Below are 15,925 nucleotides of genomic sequence, written 5' to 3' on the forward strand. Positions count from 1 at the left end.
TTATACAAATAAATGAATCAGCTTAGCTGAAAGGGTTAATCAAAATTATTGCGCCTGAATATTGCGGGCTTTAATTACCTTATCCCAAGTAGCCGACTCGGCCTTAATTAGCGCCTCAAGTTCTTTTGGCTTAGTTAGAAAACCAACATAACCATTTTGCTCTAGGCTAGCCTGCATTGTTTCAGACTCTAGGGCCTTGCCGGTGGCATTGTAAATCTTTTCAAGAATTACATTCGGTGTGCCCATGGGTGCAGCTAAGGCAAACCAACCATTATTTTCAAATCCAGGTACACCAGCCTCTGCAACGGTAGGCACATTAGGCAATTGTTTCATGCGCGCTTTGCTAGTGACACCAAATGCTTTAACTTGTCCGGATTTAACAAAACCATTGGTTGCTGGAAAATTTCCCAGCATAAAATCAATTTGCCCAGCAATGAGGTCGTTCATTGCTAACGCTTCACCCTTGTAAGGAATATGCGTAGCAGGAATGCCGGCAGCATAAATAAAATTTTCACCTGCCATATGTACTTGGCTGCCAATTCCTGCTGAACCAAAATTTAAGTTCTTCGTTTTAGCTAGCGCAATTAATTCTTTGACATTATTGACTGGTAATTTGGGATTGACGGCCAAGACCATGGGGCCGCCAGCAACCGTCGTGATGTAAGTTAAGTCTTTCGCATAGTCAACTGGCATTTTTTTATATAAAAATGGATTAACAGTCATCATGCTGCCTGAAGCCAAAATCAGGGTATAGCCATCGGCTGGAGCTTTTGCTGCTGCTTCAGCGCCAATATTACCGCCCGCGCCAGCCCGATTCTCAATAATGACATTTTGTTTCAGGACGATGGAGAGTTGTTGTGCCAAAGCCCTACCCAAAATATCTGTCGTTCCCCCTGGGGCGAATGGAATAATTAACTTGATCGGCTTATCGGGCCAACTTTGCGCTTGGCCTAAAGGCCCATAGCTAAGTAAAAAAATTCCGCCAAACAGCGTAAAGATAAAAGCAAGCTGTGTACGTAGTTTGCTAAGTAGTTGATTTAACAGCATTTTGATGTCTCCAAGAGGATAAATTATATTGATACTTTTTAATTTTCTTACTTTTTAGCACTTGCAGTAACTATGAACTATATCCTTAGGTATTGCAAGTGATCTAAATCATCTATATGATTTAGATATGTCAATTATTTTTATCTCCGAGTTTATTTCTAGCCAAGCCTTGGCAGCCCTGAAAACCCACCATCAAGTCCATTACGAGCCGGAGAGCTATCAACAGCCCGCTACTTTAATTGCTTCACTGCAGCATGTTGAGGGATTAATTGTGCGTAATCTGACTCAAGTGAATGCTGAATTATTAGCTGCTGCACCAAACTTAAAGGTGGTAGGGCGCTTAGGGGTGGGTCTAGAAAACATTGATTTACCTGCTTGCGCTGCGCGCAATATCAAGGTCATACCTGCAACTGGAGCAAATGCTGAATCGGTTGCTGAATACGTGCTGGGGGCAGCTATTGCTTTGGGTCGTGGTTTTTTACCAGCTACCGAGCAAACCCTTGCAGGGAAGTGGCCGCGGCCACGTTTTTCTATTTGCCACGAATTGGCAGGCAAAACGCTAGGTATTGTGGGATTTGGCAGTATTGGTAGGGTGGTATTTCATAAGGCGCATGCCTTTGGCTTGCAATGTGTGGCGTACGATCCGATGTTAACGGGGGCTGCGGTTGAAATTGGGCAGCAGGCTATCCCTTTGTTGCCCCTGAATGATTTGCTTGCTAGTAGTGATGTCATTAGTTTGCATTTACCACTTTTGCCCGCTACCAAAAATTTGTTTTCTCATGCAACCTTGGGCTTGATGAAGCAAGGCGCTTTACTCATTAATACTGCGCGCGGCGGTATTGTCGATGAACTCGCTTTGGCCGAACATTTGCGCTCAGGAAAATTAGGCGGCGCTGCGCTCGATGTCTTTGAGGGCGAGCCTGCCAAAAATTTAAGCCATTTTTCCGGCCTAGAAAATCTCATTTTAAGCCCGCATATTGCTGGAGTGACAGTGGAAAGTAATGAGCGGGTGAGCCAATTGATTGCTACAGAAGTTAACCAATTTTTTCGGTCTTCGGCGATATGAAACTTACTTTTCAGCAAATCGTTGATTTAGCCTCTTCAGGTTTGCAAGCGGCGGGGATTGATGCTAAATCAGCATATGAAACTGCGCAATTTTTAGCTCTAGCTGAAGCCGATGGTCTAGCGTCCCATGGCCTAGCGCGCGTAGCGCAATATGCGGGGCATGCGAAGAGTGGGCGGATTGCACTCAAGGCAAGTCCCCGAGTACAAATGTTCAAATCGGCGGCAGCTTTAGTTGATGCACGCGATGGCTTAGCTTTTCCTGCCTTACGCTTTGCCACTGACCTATCGGTTAACTTAGCTGCAAACTTTGGTATTGGTATAGTTGCTGTAACAAATAGCCATCATTTTGGCGTGGCAGGGCATTACACCGAGGCTGCGGCACGAGCTGGTTATATTTCATTATTATTTGGCAACACCCCTGCAGCGATGCCGATGGCTGGTGGAAGTAAGGCCATTTTTGGTACTAATCCCTTGGCCGCTGCTTTTCCTGTACTCAACAGCAATCCATTGGTCATCGATATGTCGCTCTCAGCAGTGGCGCGGGGTAAATTGTTGCTTGCAGCCAAAAAAGGCGAAGCGATACCCGCAGGTTGGGCGCTCACTGCTGATGGCAAGCCAACGACGGATCCGCAGGCCGGTTTACAAGGTGTAATGGTGCCTTTAGGTGGAGACAAAGGCGCTTTATTAGCACTTGTCATTGAGTTACTGGTAGTTGGCTTATCTGGCAGTCAATTTTCATACGAGGCTGATTCCTTTTTTAACGCTAAAGGCAATCGTCCGCGCCTTGGTCAGTTACTGATTACGATTGATCCCGGCCTTTCTGGCAAAGGTATTTTTCAAAGCCGCATGAACAATTTTCTTGCGCAAGTAGCACAAGATCGTGCCGTGCGCTTGCCAGGGCAGCGCCGTTTTAATTTACGTGCAGCAGCATTTTTAGTTGGAACCGAAGTACCCGATGCTTTACTGGAGGAAATTCAGGCTGGCATTCAGCAGTCGTGGAAGACTTAATAATTAAATGATTTTTAAAGGAGAAGTTGATGATACATTTCGTCGTGCATGAGCCAGGAGACGTCGTTGGCGTAGTGGTGGTTGAGGGTGTTAAAGCAGGTACCGACTTAACTGGTTGGGTGATGGATGGGGACAGCACTGTCACAATTAAATCTGAGAGCGATATTCCTATTGGGCACAAAATTGCCCTCCAAGATTTAAAGACCGGTGACACCATTATTAAATATGGGGTTGATATTGGCAAGGTGGTTGCGCCGATTAAAAAAGGCGAGCATACCCATGTTCAAAATGTAAAGACCAAGCGCTGGTAATTGATAAACGCCTGATCAGAGTAAAAGAAAGAGATAAAAAATGATGAATTTAAAAGACGCAAGTTTCATGGGTTATCGTCGTGAAAATGGCCGCATGGGTATTCGTAATCATGTCATCATCCTGCCTTTGGATGATTTGTCGAATGCTGCCTGCGAAGCGGTGGCTAACAATATTAAAGGGACGATTGCCATTCCCCATCCTTATGGTCGCTTGCAGTTTGGTGCCGATTTGGAATTGCATTTCCGTACCCTAATTGGCGCAGGCTGTAATCCGAATGTAGCAGGCGTGGTGGTAATTGGTATCGAGCCCCAATGGACTGGCAAAGTAGTTGAGGGTATTAAAAAATCGGGCAAACCAGTTGAAGGGTTTTGGATCGAGCGTAATGGCGATACGGCTACCATTGCTAGTGCGAGTAAAGCCGCCTATGCGATGATGAAGCATGCTTCTAAGCAACAGCGTGTCTCAGCGCCATTATCGGAGTTATGGGTTTCAACCAAATGCGGCGAATCGGATACCACTTCAGGTTGCGCTTCAAACCCAGCAGTAGGCAATGCTTTCGATAAATTATATGAAATTGGCTCAACGCTTGTGTTTGGTGAAACTACTGAATTAACTGGTGGTGAGCACTTGGTTGAGGCACGTTGCCGCACACCAGAAGTTAAAAAACAATTTCGCGCTATGTTCGATCGCTATCAAGATGTGATTGAGCGGAATAAAACCAGCGATTTATCGGATTCACAACCAACCAAAGGCAATATTGCTGGCGGCTTAACCACGATTGAAGAAAAAGCCTTAGGCAATATTCAGAAAATCGGTAAGAAATGTATTGTAGATGGCGTATTGGATAAAGCTGAAGTTCCAGCAATGAAGGGCTTGCATTTTATGGACTCTTCTTCAGCCGCTGCCGAAATGGTCACTTTATGTGCCGCTTCTGGTTTTGCAGCCCACTTGTTTCCTACTGGCCAAGGTAATGTAATTGGTAATCCAATTCTACCGGTGATTAAACTTTGCGCTAATCCAATGACAGTACGTACCATGTCAGAGCATATTGATGTTGATGTGTCGGGAATATTGCGGCGTGAAGAAACCTTAGATTCTGCGGGTGATAAATTATTAGATGCTTTAATGCGTACAGCTAATGGCGAATTAACGGCAGCAGAAATTTTAGGTCACCGTGAATTTGTGATGACGCGTTTATATGAATCTGCTTAAGCTATAACGGTATGAAGTCCCTGACCGCCTATCAAGAGGTGAAGCAAAAAATCACCGCTGATTTGGTCAGGGGCCGTTTTCCCATTGGGCAGGCCTTGCCGGCAGAAAAAGATTTGTCTCAAGAGTTTGATGTTTCGATTGGAACATTACGCAAGGCAGTCGATGAGTTAGTAGCCGAAGGAATTGTTATTCGGCGGCAAGGGAAGGGTACTTTTCAGGCCGAGCATGACTCGAAGCGTCAGCTGTATTACTTCTTTCATGTTGTGCGGCATGATGCCGATAAAAAAATTACTCCGCGCGTTGAGCTGGCCTCATTAAATAGCGCCTTAGCAAGTCGTGAGGAGGCAATGAAGCTGGACATTAAAGAGGGATCGCCCGTTTGGCGTATTGTCAATCGACTTTACCTAGAAGAGCAGTGCGTGATGATTGATCAAATTACGCTTGATAAAAAACGCTTTAAAAATTTAACCCGAACGATCTTTGAAAATCGCCAAGGCAGTATTTATCAGTTATACCAAGTGAAGTATGGCCAGTCGGTAGCGCGCACGCGTGAACGCTTAAGGGCTGGGTTAGCAGGCAAGCAATTTGCAAGTTGGCTAGAGTTAAAACCCCAATCGCCTGTAATTACGATTCGTCGAGTCGCTTTTAATTTACAAGATGAGCCGATTGAGTGGCGTATTTCAACCGTAAATACCACGCAGCATGAATACTTTAATGAGCTAGTAGTTTAGGGTCTACCGTTTAGTTTGATCTGCTAACTCTTGAGCCCAATTACTAATTGCAGTAACGACTAGCGCAGCTGCAGGGAGCTGACTGTCTTTGCTTGTATGAAGTTCCCAACTTAAGCGTTGTTTAAATGCGCTACGCATTTCTTCACCGATACCACAGCCCCAGACTTGAATTTTTGTTTGCTGGGTCCACGCCAAGACATGAAGTAAGTGGTCGAGCAAAAATGCTTCACCGTTAGCCTGCTGGGTTGCGCGATCCATTGGACAACCATCTGATAGCAGAATTATTTTTTTATCGTGAATAGCTGAGCCGCTCTTAGCTATGCGATTTGTAGCCCAGAGCAAAGCTTCGCCATCTAAGCTCTCGCGATAGAGGTCGGGCTTTAATAGGGCGGCCATGCCTAAACGGGCCTTACGCCAACTGGTTTGATGATCTTTAAAAATCCAATGCGCACGTTCATTGAGGCGCCCTGGGTTTGCGCCAGAGCCTGCTTTTTGCCATTCTTTAAAAGGCCTGCCACCTTGCCAGGCCAGTGTGCTGTAGCCTAAGACTTCTGTAGCTACACCGGCAGACTCTAGTATTCGCACCATGACATCGATAAAACTAGCCAGTGCGAGACGCTGTGCTTTCATTGAGCCTGAGCAATCCAATAGAAAGGTAATTTGAGTGCGCGCCAGCGGTTTTGTAATCTGTTGCTTTTGGACGGGCGCTTGCAAAGGTGAAGAAATGACGCGAATGAGATGGCGACGATCGAGCAGTCCTTCATTGGCTGTATTTTGCCACTGACTCAATTGGGGCTGAGCTAGGAGGGCAGTGTAGATCCGCATAAATTTCCCCCAAGGAATTTGCCAAGCCTGAATACACTGATCTATTTCAGTGCGATAACTGTGTAATTGCGCCATCCGCACCGCAGTTTCTGCCTTTATTTCAAGATCATAAGCAGAGTTATAAATGGGATACTGATTGAGTATTGCCTGAGTTTCTCTGAATTGGGCTTGTTTACTACTGCTAGTATGCGGTTTTTCGGTGATGCTAGTGTTAGTTTCCTGCGGTGGTAGCCAATCAATTAATAAAGCAGTCGTATTGGCCTGTTTGCGTTTTGACCGCAAGCTAGGTTGACTTTGATATTCGTTACGTACGAGCGTGCAGACCATAGCTACTAATAAGAGGGCCTGCTCTGCATAAGCTTCCTGTTGGGTTTGACAGGCTTTAAGTTGTTTAAGAATGGGGCCAGTATCTGTAGATAAGCCGGCACGGGTTGCCTCTACCGTATCTTGCATCAGTTGCGGTAACTCTTGATTATTCAGCCGCATCCAGACCATACTAAAAATAGCTAGTAAGAGTAAGCCAATGCTGCCTTCAGCTTGGCCCGATGTCATCCATTGGGTAAGCCAAGCAATAAATTGTTGACGTAAATTTTTTTTACTGCCAACTAAGTAATTAGGACAAATACTTTCTACCCGTATTTGTTCTAAAACTTCGAAAATAAAAGATCCAAATTGATCTTCTGGGCTCAGGGACCGATGTAAAGCATGATCGGAATACCGTAAACGCAAGGCAATTCCATCGAGTATGCCGCGCGCCTGAAACCACGATGGCTGCTGATGCTCTAAGAGCAGATGGGGCGCTAACTGGCCAAAAGGTTTGGCGGCTTGATACAGCTGCCAATTACGTATTTCTGTACTTAAATCGCCAGATAAGGAGCGGATAACTGCCGCGAATTGGTCTTGGCGCTGAAAATCATGATGCGATTGATTTTGCACAATTTAAATTTATTTAACTGTGTAACTCAGCATCAAAACAACGTTGATAGTACTCGGCTACTAGAGATTGTTCTTCAGCAGCGCATTTATTCAAAAATGCTAAACGAAAAGCCATCGATAAATCGTTAAAAATGCGCCAATTTTCAGCCCACGTAATTAATGTACGGGTAGAAATGAGGGTTGATAAATCGCCTGCCGCAAAACCGTTACGCGTGAGACTTGCTAGGTGCACCATTGAGTCGACTACATTTTGCATGGGGTGAGAAGCCATTTCTGGTACGCGAGCTAAGACAATTTTAGCCTCTTGATCAGGCGAAAGATAATTGAGTGCAGCAACAATATCCCAGCGGTCCATTTGGCCATGGTTGAGCAATTGCGTGCCATGATATAAGCCATTCCAATTACCTAAGCCAACAGTATTGCTCGTCGCAAAAATACGAAACGCGGGGTGGGGTGCAATGACCCGATTTTGATCTAATAAAGTCAGCCGCCCTTCGCGCTCTAACATGCGCTGAATTACAAACATAACCTCGGGCTGCCCCGCATCGTATTCATCTAGCACCAACGCCATAGGGCGCTGTAAGGACCAAGGGATTAAGCCCTCCTGAAACTCGGTTACTTGTTTACCCTCACGGAGAGCAATCACATCTTTGCCAATTAAATCCATGCGGCTAATTTGGCCATCGAGATTAATTCGTAAACAAGGCCAATTGAGTCGCGCAGCAATTTGTTCAATATGGGTTGATTTCCCTGTGCCATGCATCCCCTGCAATAAAACCCGCCGATTAAAAGCAAATCCCGCCAGCACCGCCAGTGTGACGTCTGCATTCAGGCAGTAGGCTGGATCAATTGGGGGCACGAATTCATTCGGCTGACTGAAAGCGGGGACGACAAAATTAGCCCTCAATGCGCATTCAGGAAAGGCCTCTTTTGCTTCCACTTGCCGATCGGGTTGCAGTAGACTTAAATCTGCTAAAACACTGGGGCTGGACATGCTTCCTTCTCCAAAAGACCATCATCGAATCGATCCAAATTTCTACTCCAATATATTCCATATAATGGTTTAATCGCTTGACTTAAGCTAAAATCCCTGATTATTATGCAAATTATAGAACAAATTGTTCCATTTAATCGAATAGGAAATCATCCCCATGTCTAAAAATATGCCCAATTTAAGTAGTGGCCCCCACAAAATGACGCCCTCAGAGGCCTTTGTCGAGACGCTGGCTGCCAATGATGTCAAGGATATTTTTGGCATTATGGGCTCGGCATTTATGGATGCGATGGATATCTTTGCGCCTGCAGGTATTCGTTTAATTCCGGTAGTGCATGAGCAGGGTGCTGCGCATATGGCAGATGGCTATGCGCGAGTCAGCGGCAGGCATGGGGTAGTCATTGGTCAAAATGGCCCAGGCATTAGTAATTGCGTTACTGCAATTGCAGCAGCTTATTGGGCACACAGCCCCGTGGTGATTATTACCCCTGAGACCGGCACGATGGGAATGGGCTTAGGTGGCTTTCAGGAAGCGAACCAATTACCGATGTTTGAAGAGTTCACCAAATATCAAGGGCATGTGAATAATCCCAAGCGGATGGCTGAATTTACTGGGCGCTGTTTTGATCGGGCCATGTCGGAAATGGGGCCAACTCAACTCAACATTCCCCGTGATTATTTTTATGGTGAAATTGAAGTCGAGATTCCTCAGCCCAATCGCTTAGATCGTGGGCCCGGTGGAGAGACTAGCTTAGATGCTGCCGCCGAGCTTTTAGCAAATGCCAAGTTTCCCGTGATTATTTCGGGTGGTGGTGTGGTTATGGCCGATGGCGTTGAAGAATGTAAAGCCTTAGCTGAGCGCCTTGGTGCGCCGGTGGTGAATAGCTATTTACACAATGACTCCTTTCCTGCTAGTCATCCGCTGTGGTGTGGTCCTTTGGGATATCAAGGTTCTAAGGCGGCGATGAAATTAATTTCTCAGGCTGATGTGGTGGTGGCTTTAGGTTCACGCTTGGGCCCCTTTGGCACTTTGCCCCAGCATGGCATGGATTACTGGCCCAAGCATGCCAAGATTATTCAGATCGATGCAGACAATAAGATGCTGGGTTTAGTGAAGAAAATTTCCGTAGGTATTTGTGGCGATGCCAAAGCGGCAGCGATTGCCTTAAGTAAGCGTTTAGAAAAGAAAACCTTAGTAGCTGATGCCAATAAAGCAGAGCGGGCGAAAATCATTGCGGCCGAAAAGGCTGCGTGGGAAAAAGAATTAGACGCATGGACTCATGAAAAAGATGCCTTTAGCCTTGACATGATTGAAGAGCAGAAAAAAGAAAAGACACCGCTGGGCGGGGAATATTTACATCCACGTGAGGTACTGCGTGAATTAGAGAAAGCAATGCCCTCAGATGTGATGGTTTCAACCGATATTGGTAATATTAATTCGGTTGCCAACAGCTATTTACGCTTTGAAAAGCCACGCAGTTTTTTCGCGCCAATGAGTTTTGGTAACTGCGGCTACGCTCTGCCAACTATTATGGGCGCCAAAACTGCTGCGCCCAATCGCCCCGCAATTGCCTATGCTGGCGATGGTGCCTGGGCGATGAGTATGGTCGAAATCTTAACAGCGGTTAGGCACAACATACCTGTAACAGCAATCGTCTTTCATAATCGCCAGTGGGGAGCTGAAAAGAAAAATCAAGTCGATTTCTATAATCGGCGTTTTGTTGCGGGTGAATTGGAGAGCCCCAGTTTTGCTGAAATTGCTAAGTCGATGGGCGCCGAAGGTATTGTGGTCGATCGCTTAGATCAAGTAGGGCCAGCCCTAAAGCAAGCAATTGAGATGCAAATGAAGGAAGGGAAAACCTGCGTAATAGAAATTATGTGCACCCGTGAATTAGGTGATCCATTCCGTCGCGATGCTTTATCAAAACCGGTCCGTTTATTGGAAAAATACCAAGATTACGTGTAAGTTTAGCGGTATCGATGCAGGCTTAGCCCCTAAAAGCTAAGCTTTCTAGGGAGTTATCGCTTAGGGATATTCCCTAGGGTTAATAACCCTAGCTAGTGATACGATATTTACTGTTTCAGCGCGCCAAAAATTAAATAAAGGAGTTTCAATTGAATAAATCAGAATTAGTGGAAAAAATTGCCGCAGATGCCGAATTATCTAAAGCATCTGCCGACCGTGTTCTAAGTTCGGTTATCGACAATATTATTAAAGCGGTTACTAAAGGTGGCGTAGTGCAACTGATTGGTTTTGGCACCTTTAAATCGGGTAAAAGAGCGGCTCGACTAGGGCGTAACCCTGCTACTGGTGCAGAAATTAAGATTCCCGCTGCGAAGACCGCCAAATTTTCAGCAGGTAAAGCTTTTAAAGATGCGGTTAATAAGCGTAAGTAAATTTAAATTCTTAATAAAAAAACCGCCATCTGCTGGCGGTTTTTTTTAAGCTTTGTTTTAATGACAGCGTTAATTATTTTTATGAAACCCGTTGATAATATAAATTTTGCGGATGGTTTGCTTCAGCAAAAAACATCCAACGCTCCGCAATTAAACCGCTACAGTGAATGATAAAAGCGACCATGATCCAGCTATAGCTTTGTGCGGAAATAGCATATGCTAAGGCGATCATCGGGACAAAGTAGGCATTAAAGAAAATAATTTTTCGTAAATTACTGATTACTAAATTACTTTGCTGATGAAAAAATTCGCGGGTATTAAAGCTGCCACCCATTAAGCCCATGGAAGTTTGCCGAAGTTGAGGATTTTTAATTCCTGTAGCAGAATTTAAATTCGAAATAGGCTTTAGGCGTTGATTCCGGCGCCAAATCCATAACTTAATGTTGAGACAGGCGAAAAGTAAAATGAAACCAAAGCCCGCTAGAAGTGATGGCTCGATTGCTGGAATGACAGAGGGCCAAATAGCAATTAAGCTGGCGAATAAGAGCCAGCCCGATGTGAGGCCTAGCGCCATGAAATTAACCAAGGTTAGGGGGCTGGCCCACTCTTGAATAAAGCGAATGCATTGATAAATTTGCGCAGTACAAACCCACAAAGCAATAGCCAGAATAATTAGAGCAAGCCATAACCAAGTTGGTTGTTGCTGGTTAATTGTAAAGAGCCAAGCTAAGCCGGTAACGGCAATGAATAGGGGTAAAACTAGCACCTCACGAGAAAGCCATGAAGTACGCCACATTAGCATAGCCCGCCAAGCGCGCTCGGGGTGACCCAAGTGAAAAAATGAGGCTAGTAAGCTAATCAATAGTAGTGCTAAGGCTACTGGCAAAGCAAGCCAAGCAAGAAATTCACTCGGCAATATTACAGTGCGCAAATTGATAAGGGCAATAGAAATAATTAAACCTTGAGCCATTCCCGCTAAGGTAGTAAAAAAAATGAGAGAAAAATTAGGTTGCATTAGTTTTCATCCATTACAGCTTGAATGGTGTCCATAATTGAGCGGGGTAAATATTGATTGGCTGGTTGTGTTTCCCATTCGGGCATTAGCGAATATCCACCGCGTTCTTTAATGGCGATACTGGCTTCTGATAGGGGATCATGCACGTCACCAAAAATACGCGCACCGGTGGGGCAGGCTAATACGCAGGCAGGTTTACGTTCACTTTCGGGCAAAGTTTTGCTATAGATGCGATCAACGCATAAAGTACATTTAGTCATTACCTGACGTTCTTCGTCGAGCTCGCGTGCGCCATATGGGCAGGCCCAAGCACAATATTTACAGCCAATGCATTTATCGTAATCAACTAAAACAATGCCATCTTCAGCCCGTTTATAACTTGCCCCAGTAGGGCATACAGGCACACAAGGGGGATCTTCACAATGCAAACACGACTTAGGAAAATGCACGGTTTCCATTTTTGGAAATGAACCCGCTTCATAGGTTTGTACGCGGTTAAAAAAAGTGCCAGTCGGATTTTCACCGTATGCATGCAAATCGGTTAACGGACCAGCTGAGCCTTGGGTATTCCACTCCTTGCAAGAGGTAACGCAAGCATGACAACCAACGCAAACATTTAAATCGATGACGAGGGCAAGTTGTTTATTGGTTTTCATTGAAACTCCCCAGCATTTTTTGCATTCTTACCTAAGGGCATACCAGGTACTGTGAAGGCTTTCACTTGTGGCCAAGTTTCTGCAGGTTCACTAGCATCGGCTAAAGCTAATTTGACCCGCACGTCATACCAACCTGCTTGACCTGTAATGGGATCGGAATTGCTGACAGTAAAGCCGCCTAAGGCCAATTCTTCGGTAATAAGATGGTTCAGTAGGAACCCTTTTTTTGACTCGTCGGCATTAGCAGCTAAGCTCCAAGCCGACTCTGCTTTGCCAATCGCATTCCAAGTCCAAACTGTGCCTGGGTCAACTGCTTCGGAATGGCGTGCCATGCATTTCACTTTGCCCCATTGCGATTCAATCCAAATCCAGGCGCCATCAGCAATGCCTTGATCGGTGGCCGTCTTGGTATTCACAAATAAATAATTATGGCTATGAATTTGCCTCAGCCATGCATTTTGGGAATCCCAAGAGTGATACATCGCCATGGGCCGTTGGGTAATTGCGTTTAAATTAAAAGTCGCTAAGTCCGTCACTTCTTCTTCGAGTGGGGGATACCAAAATGGTAAGGGATCAAAATATTTTTCAATCCGTTTTTTTAGATGCTCGGGGGGTTTGCGACCTGGGCGCTTACCTTGCGCTGCTAAACGAAATTTTTGCAAGATATCGGAATACACCGCAATCATAATCGGATCATTTTTTTGCCGGATCGCATTGGCTTTAGCAAAATCGAGGTAGCTACGATTCCAATTGCGCATGTAATGATGTTCTTCGGGCATGTGATATTGAAATACACAATTGTTATCGGCGTATTGTTGCCATTGATTTGCATTCGGCTCGCCGCGCAAACTTTTCTCTCCTTCTTTGCCGCGCCAGCCCGCTAAAAATCCAATGCCAGAATCAGGCGCGGTTTCAAAGCGGGTAATGAAATCGGTATAGCCAGTAAATTTACGTTGGCCATCTGCGGTTGTAAACGCAGGTAATTTCAGGCGGGAAGCCAATTCAACAAGCACCTCTTGAAAGGGCTTGCATTCTCCCATCGGCGCCAATACCGGAATACGGACTGAATCTACAGGCCCATCAAATTCCGAGATCGGACGATCGAGCATGCTCATCACGTCGTGACGCTCTAAATAAGTTGTATCGGGCAAAACTAGATCTGCAAAATCAACCATCTCCGACTGGAAGGCATCACACACCACTAAGAAAGGAATTTTAAATTCACCATCAGCATTTTTCGAATTTAATAACTCACGCACTTGCATGGTATTCATGGTGGAATTCCACGACATATTAGCCATGAAAATCATCAGCGTATCGATGGTGTAGGGATCACCTTTAACTGCATTGGTAATCACGTTGTGCATTAAGCCATGTGCTGCTAAGGGGTGCTCCCAAGAATAGGCCTTATCTATGCGTAGGGGTTGCTCATTATTATCCAGCGCGAGGTCTTCAGGTTGAGTGGGCCAACCAAGCGGCGCTTTACCAAGCGGGGTATTAGGTTTGACATCAGCCTCAGAAGAGGGTGGTTTGACATTGGGCGGTACCTGTCTTGGATAGGGCGCCTTATGGCGAAAGCCACCTGGGCGATCGATGGTGCCTAGCAATGACATTAAGACGGCTAGCCCCCGGGTCGTTTGAAAACCATTTGAATGAGCCGAAAGACCGCGCATTGCATGAAATGCAACAGGGCGGCCAATCACTTTATCGTGCTCAACACCCCATACGTCAGTCCACTGAATCGGTAACTCGAAGGCTTGTTCGAAAGCGGCATGCGCCATTTCTTTAGCGAGCTGCCGAATCCGCTCAGCCGCAATACCCGTAATCGAGGCAGCCCACTCTGGCGTGGTATCAGCAACTTGACGACGCAGTAACTCAAATGCAGGCGCAACTTTTTTACCGGCATGAGGGCCTGCGCCCATGATGTATTCACCGCTGAGGGCAGGCGATACTCCAGCCTCAAAGCAAGGACGAGCACTATTGGTTTTTTCATCCCACACATATTTATTGTGCGGTAGATCCAGGTTAATTTGCTCGCTATCGGGATCATACAAAAATAGCCCCTCTTCTGGGCCAGAATCTAAACAAACCAATTGCCCTGAATTACTATAGCGCTGCAAAAATGGGGCATCGAACTTCTCCTCACGAATGAGCTCATGCATCAACGCCATAAATAAGGCGCCATCCGTACCAGGTTTAATGGGTATCCATTCATCGGCAATTGCTGAGTAACCTGTGCGCACTGGATTAATAGAAATAAAGCGGCCGCCGGCACGCTTAAATTTGGATAAAGCAATTTTCATCGGGTTGCTGTGATGATCTTCAGCGGTACCAATCATAATAAATAATTTAGCTCGATCTAAATCAGGACCACCAAATTCCCAAAAGCTACCACCGATGGTGTAGATCATGCCTGCAGCCATATTGACAGAACAAAAGCCACCATGGGCGGCATAATTTGGCGTACCAAATTGACGCGCAAACAAACCGGTTAAGGCTTGCATCTGATCGCGGCCAGTAAACAGAGCAAATTTCTTTGGATCGGAAGCACGAATTTTTGCTAAGCGCTCGCTTAAGATTTCAAATACTTGCTCCCAACTAATCGGTTCAAAAGCACCTTCACCCCTAGCACTACCGGCTTTACGTAAGAGGGGCTGAGTAATGCGAGCAGGTGATTTTTGCTTCATGATTCCTGCTGAGCCCTTGGCGCAGATCACGCCCTTGTTTAAGGGGTGATCAGGATTACCATCGATGTAGACGAGTTCGCCCTCGCGCAGGTGGGCGCGAATGCCGCAACGGCAGGCGCACATATAGCAAGTGGTTTTCTTAATTTCATCGATTGGCTGTTGCTGACCAATGGGATCGTGAACGGGGGCACTGGAAAAGAGTTTGAACATATTGTTTAGCTTTTGATAAATTAAAATCTAAGAGGTAGGATACACAAAATTGGCGAAGAATGTGGCTTTAAAAAAAGTCGGGCAATAAATGCGTTAAAAAAGCTAGCTAGAGGCTTTAACTAAGCGTAACTTAGGATAATTCGCTTTAGCGCCATCAAGGAAATTTTCAATTGATCGGGTTAAGTAGCCTTCAAAATTAATTTTAGTCTCGTGGTTAAAAATATATTTACGGGTAGCATAAGCAAAGAAACTACCATGTAAGACCCAAACAAATTCTCGCTCATCATCGGAGATTGGCCCCCAGCTTTTATCATCACCGCAGAGGGCTCTTAAGGCCATGCAAACTGGATCAATCAGCCGTTGACGAATCATCTTGAGGTATTTCTGATTCATGCCAGTGCCCGCTAAACCTGAATATAAATACACCCGAATCCACCGGCGCGAGAAGCTATCCTCAAAATATTGTTGATAAAAGGTTACGAGGCGCTTTTTTAGGGGAATAGTTTGGTTTTCTAGTAACGCATCCCACTCTTTTTGCCAAGAGTCTAAGAAGATGATTTCGAACACTTCTTCCATCAAGACCTGTTTTGAAGGGAAGTAGCGGTAGAGTAGGGGCTGGGTAATGCCTAGGCGCTCAGACAGTTCCCTAGTTTTGCCAGTAAAGCCTAGTTCAGCAAAGTAATCGATAGCCCCCGCCAAAATGAGCTCGCGCCGCTGACTCGGCGCCATTCTGATGCGCGATTTTTGTGGCGCCTTTTTGGCTGGTTTGCGTTTAGCAACTTTAAGGGGCATATGGTGTTATAAAACCTAGTAAATGCTGCAATATTGAA

General features: G+C 45.5%; 14 protein-coding genes. 7 read left to right on the forward strand and 7 right to left on the reverse strand.

Annotated elements, in window-relative coordinates; all coding sequences use genetic code 11:
• Positions 1 to 45: 45 nt before the first annotated feature.
• Positions 46 to 1,047, reverse strand: coding sequence for a tripartite tricarboxylate transporter substrate binding protein (locus tag LZT21_RS04050; RefSeq protein WP_233989303.1), 1,002 nt, complete (start codon positions 1,045 to 1,047; stop codon positions 46 to 48).
• A gap of 127 nt (positions 1,048 to 1,174) precedes the next feature.
• On the opposite strand from LZT21_RS04050, the gene LZT21_RS04055 reads away from it, so the two are divergent.
• From LZT21_RS04055 to LZT21_RS04075, 5 genes are read left to right on the forward strand one after another with little or no spacing between them, the layout of a single operon-like run.
• On the forward strand, positions 1,175 to 2,113 hold the full coding sequence (locus LZT21_RS04055; protein WP_233935812.1) for a hydroxyacid dehydrogenase: 939 nt from the start codon (positions 1,175 to 1,177) through the stop codon (positions 2,111 to 2,113).
• On the forward strand, positions 2,110 to 3,120 hold the full coding sequence (locus LZT21_RS04060; RefSeq protein WP_233989305.1) for an Ldh family oxidoreductase: 1,011 nt from the start codon (positions 2,110 to 2,112) through the stop codon (positions 3,118 to 3,120). Before LZT21_RS04055 ends, LZT21_RS04060 begins: the two co-directional genes overlap by 4 nt.
• Before the next feature lie 29 nt (positions 3,121 to 3,149).
• Positions 3,150 to 3,431, forward strand: coding sequence for a UxaA family hydrolase (locus LZT21_RS04065; protein ID WP_304610428.1), 282 nt, complete (start codon positions 3,150 to 3,152; stop codon positions 3,429 to 3,431).
• A gap of 43 nt (positions 3,432 to 3,474) precedes the next feature.
• Positions 3,475 to 4,644, forward strand: coding sequence for a UxaA family hydrolase (locus LZT21_RS04070; RefSeq protein ID WP_233924385.1), 1,170 nt, complete (start codon positions 3,475 to 3,477; stop codon positions 4,642 to 4,644).
• A gap of 11 nt (positions 4,645 to 4,655) precedes the next feature.
• Positions 4,656 to 5,375 (forward strand): GntR family transcriptional regulator, encoded by a 720-nt coding sequence (locus LZT21_RS04075; protein ID WP_233935819.1) that lies wholly within the window; start codon positions 4,656 to 4,658, stop codon positions 5,373 to 5,375.
• A gap of 3 nt (positions 5,376 to 5,378) precedes the next feature.
• Here LZT21_RS04075 and LZT21_RS04080 read toward each other — a convergent pair whose 3' ends face one another.
• Both LZT21_RS04080 and LZT21_RS04085 read right to left on the reverse strand, forming a co-directional pair.
• Complete coding sequence (locus tag LZT21_RS04080; RefSeq protein WP_233989308.1) at positions 5,379 to 7,136, reverse strand: hypothetical protein; 1,758 nt, start codon at positions 7,134 to 7,136, stop codon at positions 5,379 to 5,381.
• A 13-nt stretch (positions 7,137 to 7,149) separates the two neighbouring features.
• Positions 7,150 to 8,130, reverse strand: a complete 981-nt coding sequence (locus tag LZT21_RS04085; protein WP_233989316.1) for an AAA family ATPase — start codon at positions 8,128 to 8,130, stop codon at positions 7,150 to 7,152.
• Between the two features lie 157 nt (positions 8,131 to 8,287).
• Here LZT21_RS04085 and xsc point away from each other — a divergent pair, with 157 nt between their 5' ends.
• Positions 8,288 to 10,096 carry a sulfoacetaldehyde acetyltransferase gene (xsc, locus tag LZT21_RS04090; RefSeq protein ID WP_233989318.1) on the forward strand — a complete coding sequence of 603 codons (1,809 nt, stop codon included), beginning with the start codon at positions 8,288 to 8,290 and terminating at the stop codon, positions 10,094 to 10,096.
• A gap of 149 nt (positions 10,097 to 10,245) precedes the next feature.
• Positions 10,246 to 10,527, forward strand: coding sequence for an HU family DNA-binding protein (locus LZT21_RS04095; protein WP_233924366.1), 282 nt, complete (start codon positions 10,246 to 10,248; stop codon positions 10,525 to 10,527).
• 79 nt (positions 10,528 to 10,606) lie between these two features.
• On the opposite strand, the gene LZT21_RS04100 is transcribed toward LZT21_RS04095, so the two are convergent.
• The 4 genes from LZT21_RS04100 to LZT21_RS04115 form a co-directional block, all read right to left on the reverse strand.
• On the reverse strand, positions 10,607 to 11,542 hold the full coding sequence (locus LZT21_RS04100; protein ID WP_233924367.1) for a DmsC/YnfH family molybdoenzyme membrane anchor subunit: 936 nt from the start codon (positions 11,540 to 11,542) through the stop codon (positions 10,607 to 10,609).
• The gene (locus tag LZT21_RS04105; RefSeq protein WP_233989320.1) at positions 11,542 to 12,198 is read right to left on the reverse strand and encodes a 4Fe-4S dicluster domain-containing protein; all 657 of its coding nucleotides are present in this window, start codon (positions 12,196 to 12,198) and stop codon (positions 11,542 to 11,544) included. Before LZT21_RS04105 ends, LZT21_RS04100 begins: the two co-directional genes overlap by 1 nt.
• Positions 12,195 to 15,095, reverse strand: coding sequence for a molybdopterin oxidoreductase family protein (locus tag LZT21_RS04110; protein ID WP_255696393.1), 2,901 nt, complete (start codon positions 15,093 to 15,095; stop codon positions 12,195 to 12,197). Before LZT21_RS04110 ends, LZT21_RS04105 begins: the two co-directional genes overlap by 4 nt.
• Positions 15,096 to 15,197: 102 nt before the next feature.
• On the reverse strand, positions 15,198 to 15,887 hold the full coding sequence (locus LZT21_RS04115) for a TetR/AcrR family transcriptional regulator (RefSeq protein WP_233935832.1): 690 nt from the start codon (positions 15,885 to 15,887) through the stop codon (positions 15,198 to 15,200).
• Between the last annotated feature and the right edge of the window lie 38 nt (positions 15,888 to 15,925).

Source organism: Polynucleobacter sp. IMCC 30228 (assembly GCF_021395205.1).
Taxonomy (GTDB): domain Bacteria; phylum Pseudomonadota; class Gammaproteobacteria; order Burkholderiales; family Burkholderiaceae; genus Polynucleobacter.

What these genes read in the sequence shown, in the direction of transcription:
- LZT21_RS04050 (WP_233989303.1), bottom strand. Translation starts at nt 1,047, where the DNA reads ATGCTGTTAAATCAACTACTTAGCAAACTACGTACACAGCTTGCTTTT.
- LZT21_RS04055 (WP_233935812.1), top strand. Translation starts at nt 1,175, where the DNA reads ATGTCAATTATTTTTATCTCCGAGTTTATTTCTAGCCAAGCCTTGGCA.
- LZT21_RS04060 (WP_233989305.1), top strand. Translation starts at nt 2,110, where the DNA reads ATGAAACTTACTTTTCAGCAAATCGTTGATTTAGCCTCTTCAGGTTTG.
- LZT21_RS04065 (WP_304610428.1), top strand. Translation starts at nt 3,150, where the DNA reads ATGATACATTTCGTCGTGCATGAGCCAGGAGACGTCGTTGGCGTAGTG.
- LZT21_RS04070 (WP_233924385.1), top strand. Translation starts at nt 3,475, where the DNA reads ATGAATTTAAAAGACGCAAGTTTCATGGGTTATCGTCGTGAAAATGGC.
- LZT21_RS04075 (WP_233935819.1), top strand. Translation starts at nt 4,656, where the DNA reads ATGAAGTCCCTGACCGCCTATCAAGAGGTGAAGCAAAAAATCACCGCT.
- LZT21_RS04085 (WP_233989316.1), bottom strand. Translation starts at nt 8,130, where the DNA reads ATGTCCAGCCCCAGTGTTTTAGCAGATTTAAGTCTACTGCAACCCGAT.
- xsc (WP_233989318.1), top strand. Translation starts at nt 8,288, where the DNA reads ATGTCTAAAAATATGCCCAATTTAAGTAGTGGCCCCCACAAAATGACG.
- LZT21_RS04100 (WP_233924367.1), bottom strand. Translation starts at nt 11,542, where the DNA reads ATGCAACCTAATTTTTCTCTCATTTTTTTTACTACCTTAGCGGGAATG.
- LZT21_RS04105 (WP_233989320.1), bottom strand. Translation starts at nt 12,198, where the DNA reads ATGAAAACCAATAAACAACTTGCCCTCGTCATCGATTTAAATGTTTGC.
- LZT21_RS04110 (WP_255696393.1), bottom strand. Translation starts at nt 15,095, where the DNA reads ATGTTCAAACTCTTTTCCAGTGCCCCCGTTCACGATCCCATTGGTCAG.
- LZT21_RS04115 (WP_233935832.1), bottom strand. Translation starts at nt 15,887, where the DNA reads ATGCCCCTTAAAGTTGCTAAACGCAAACCAGCCAAAAAGGCGCCACAA.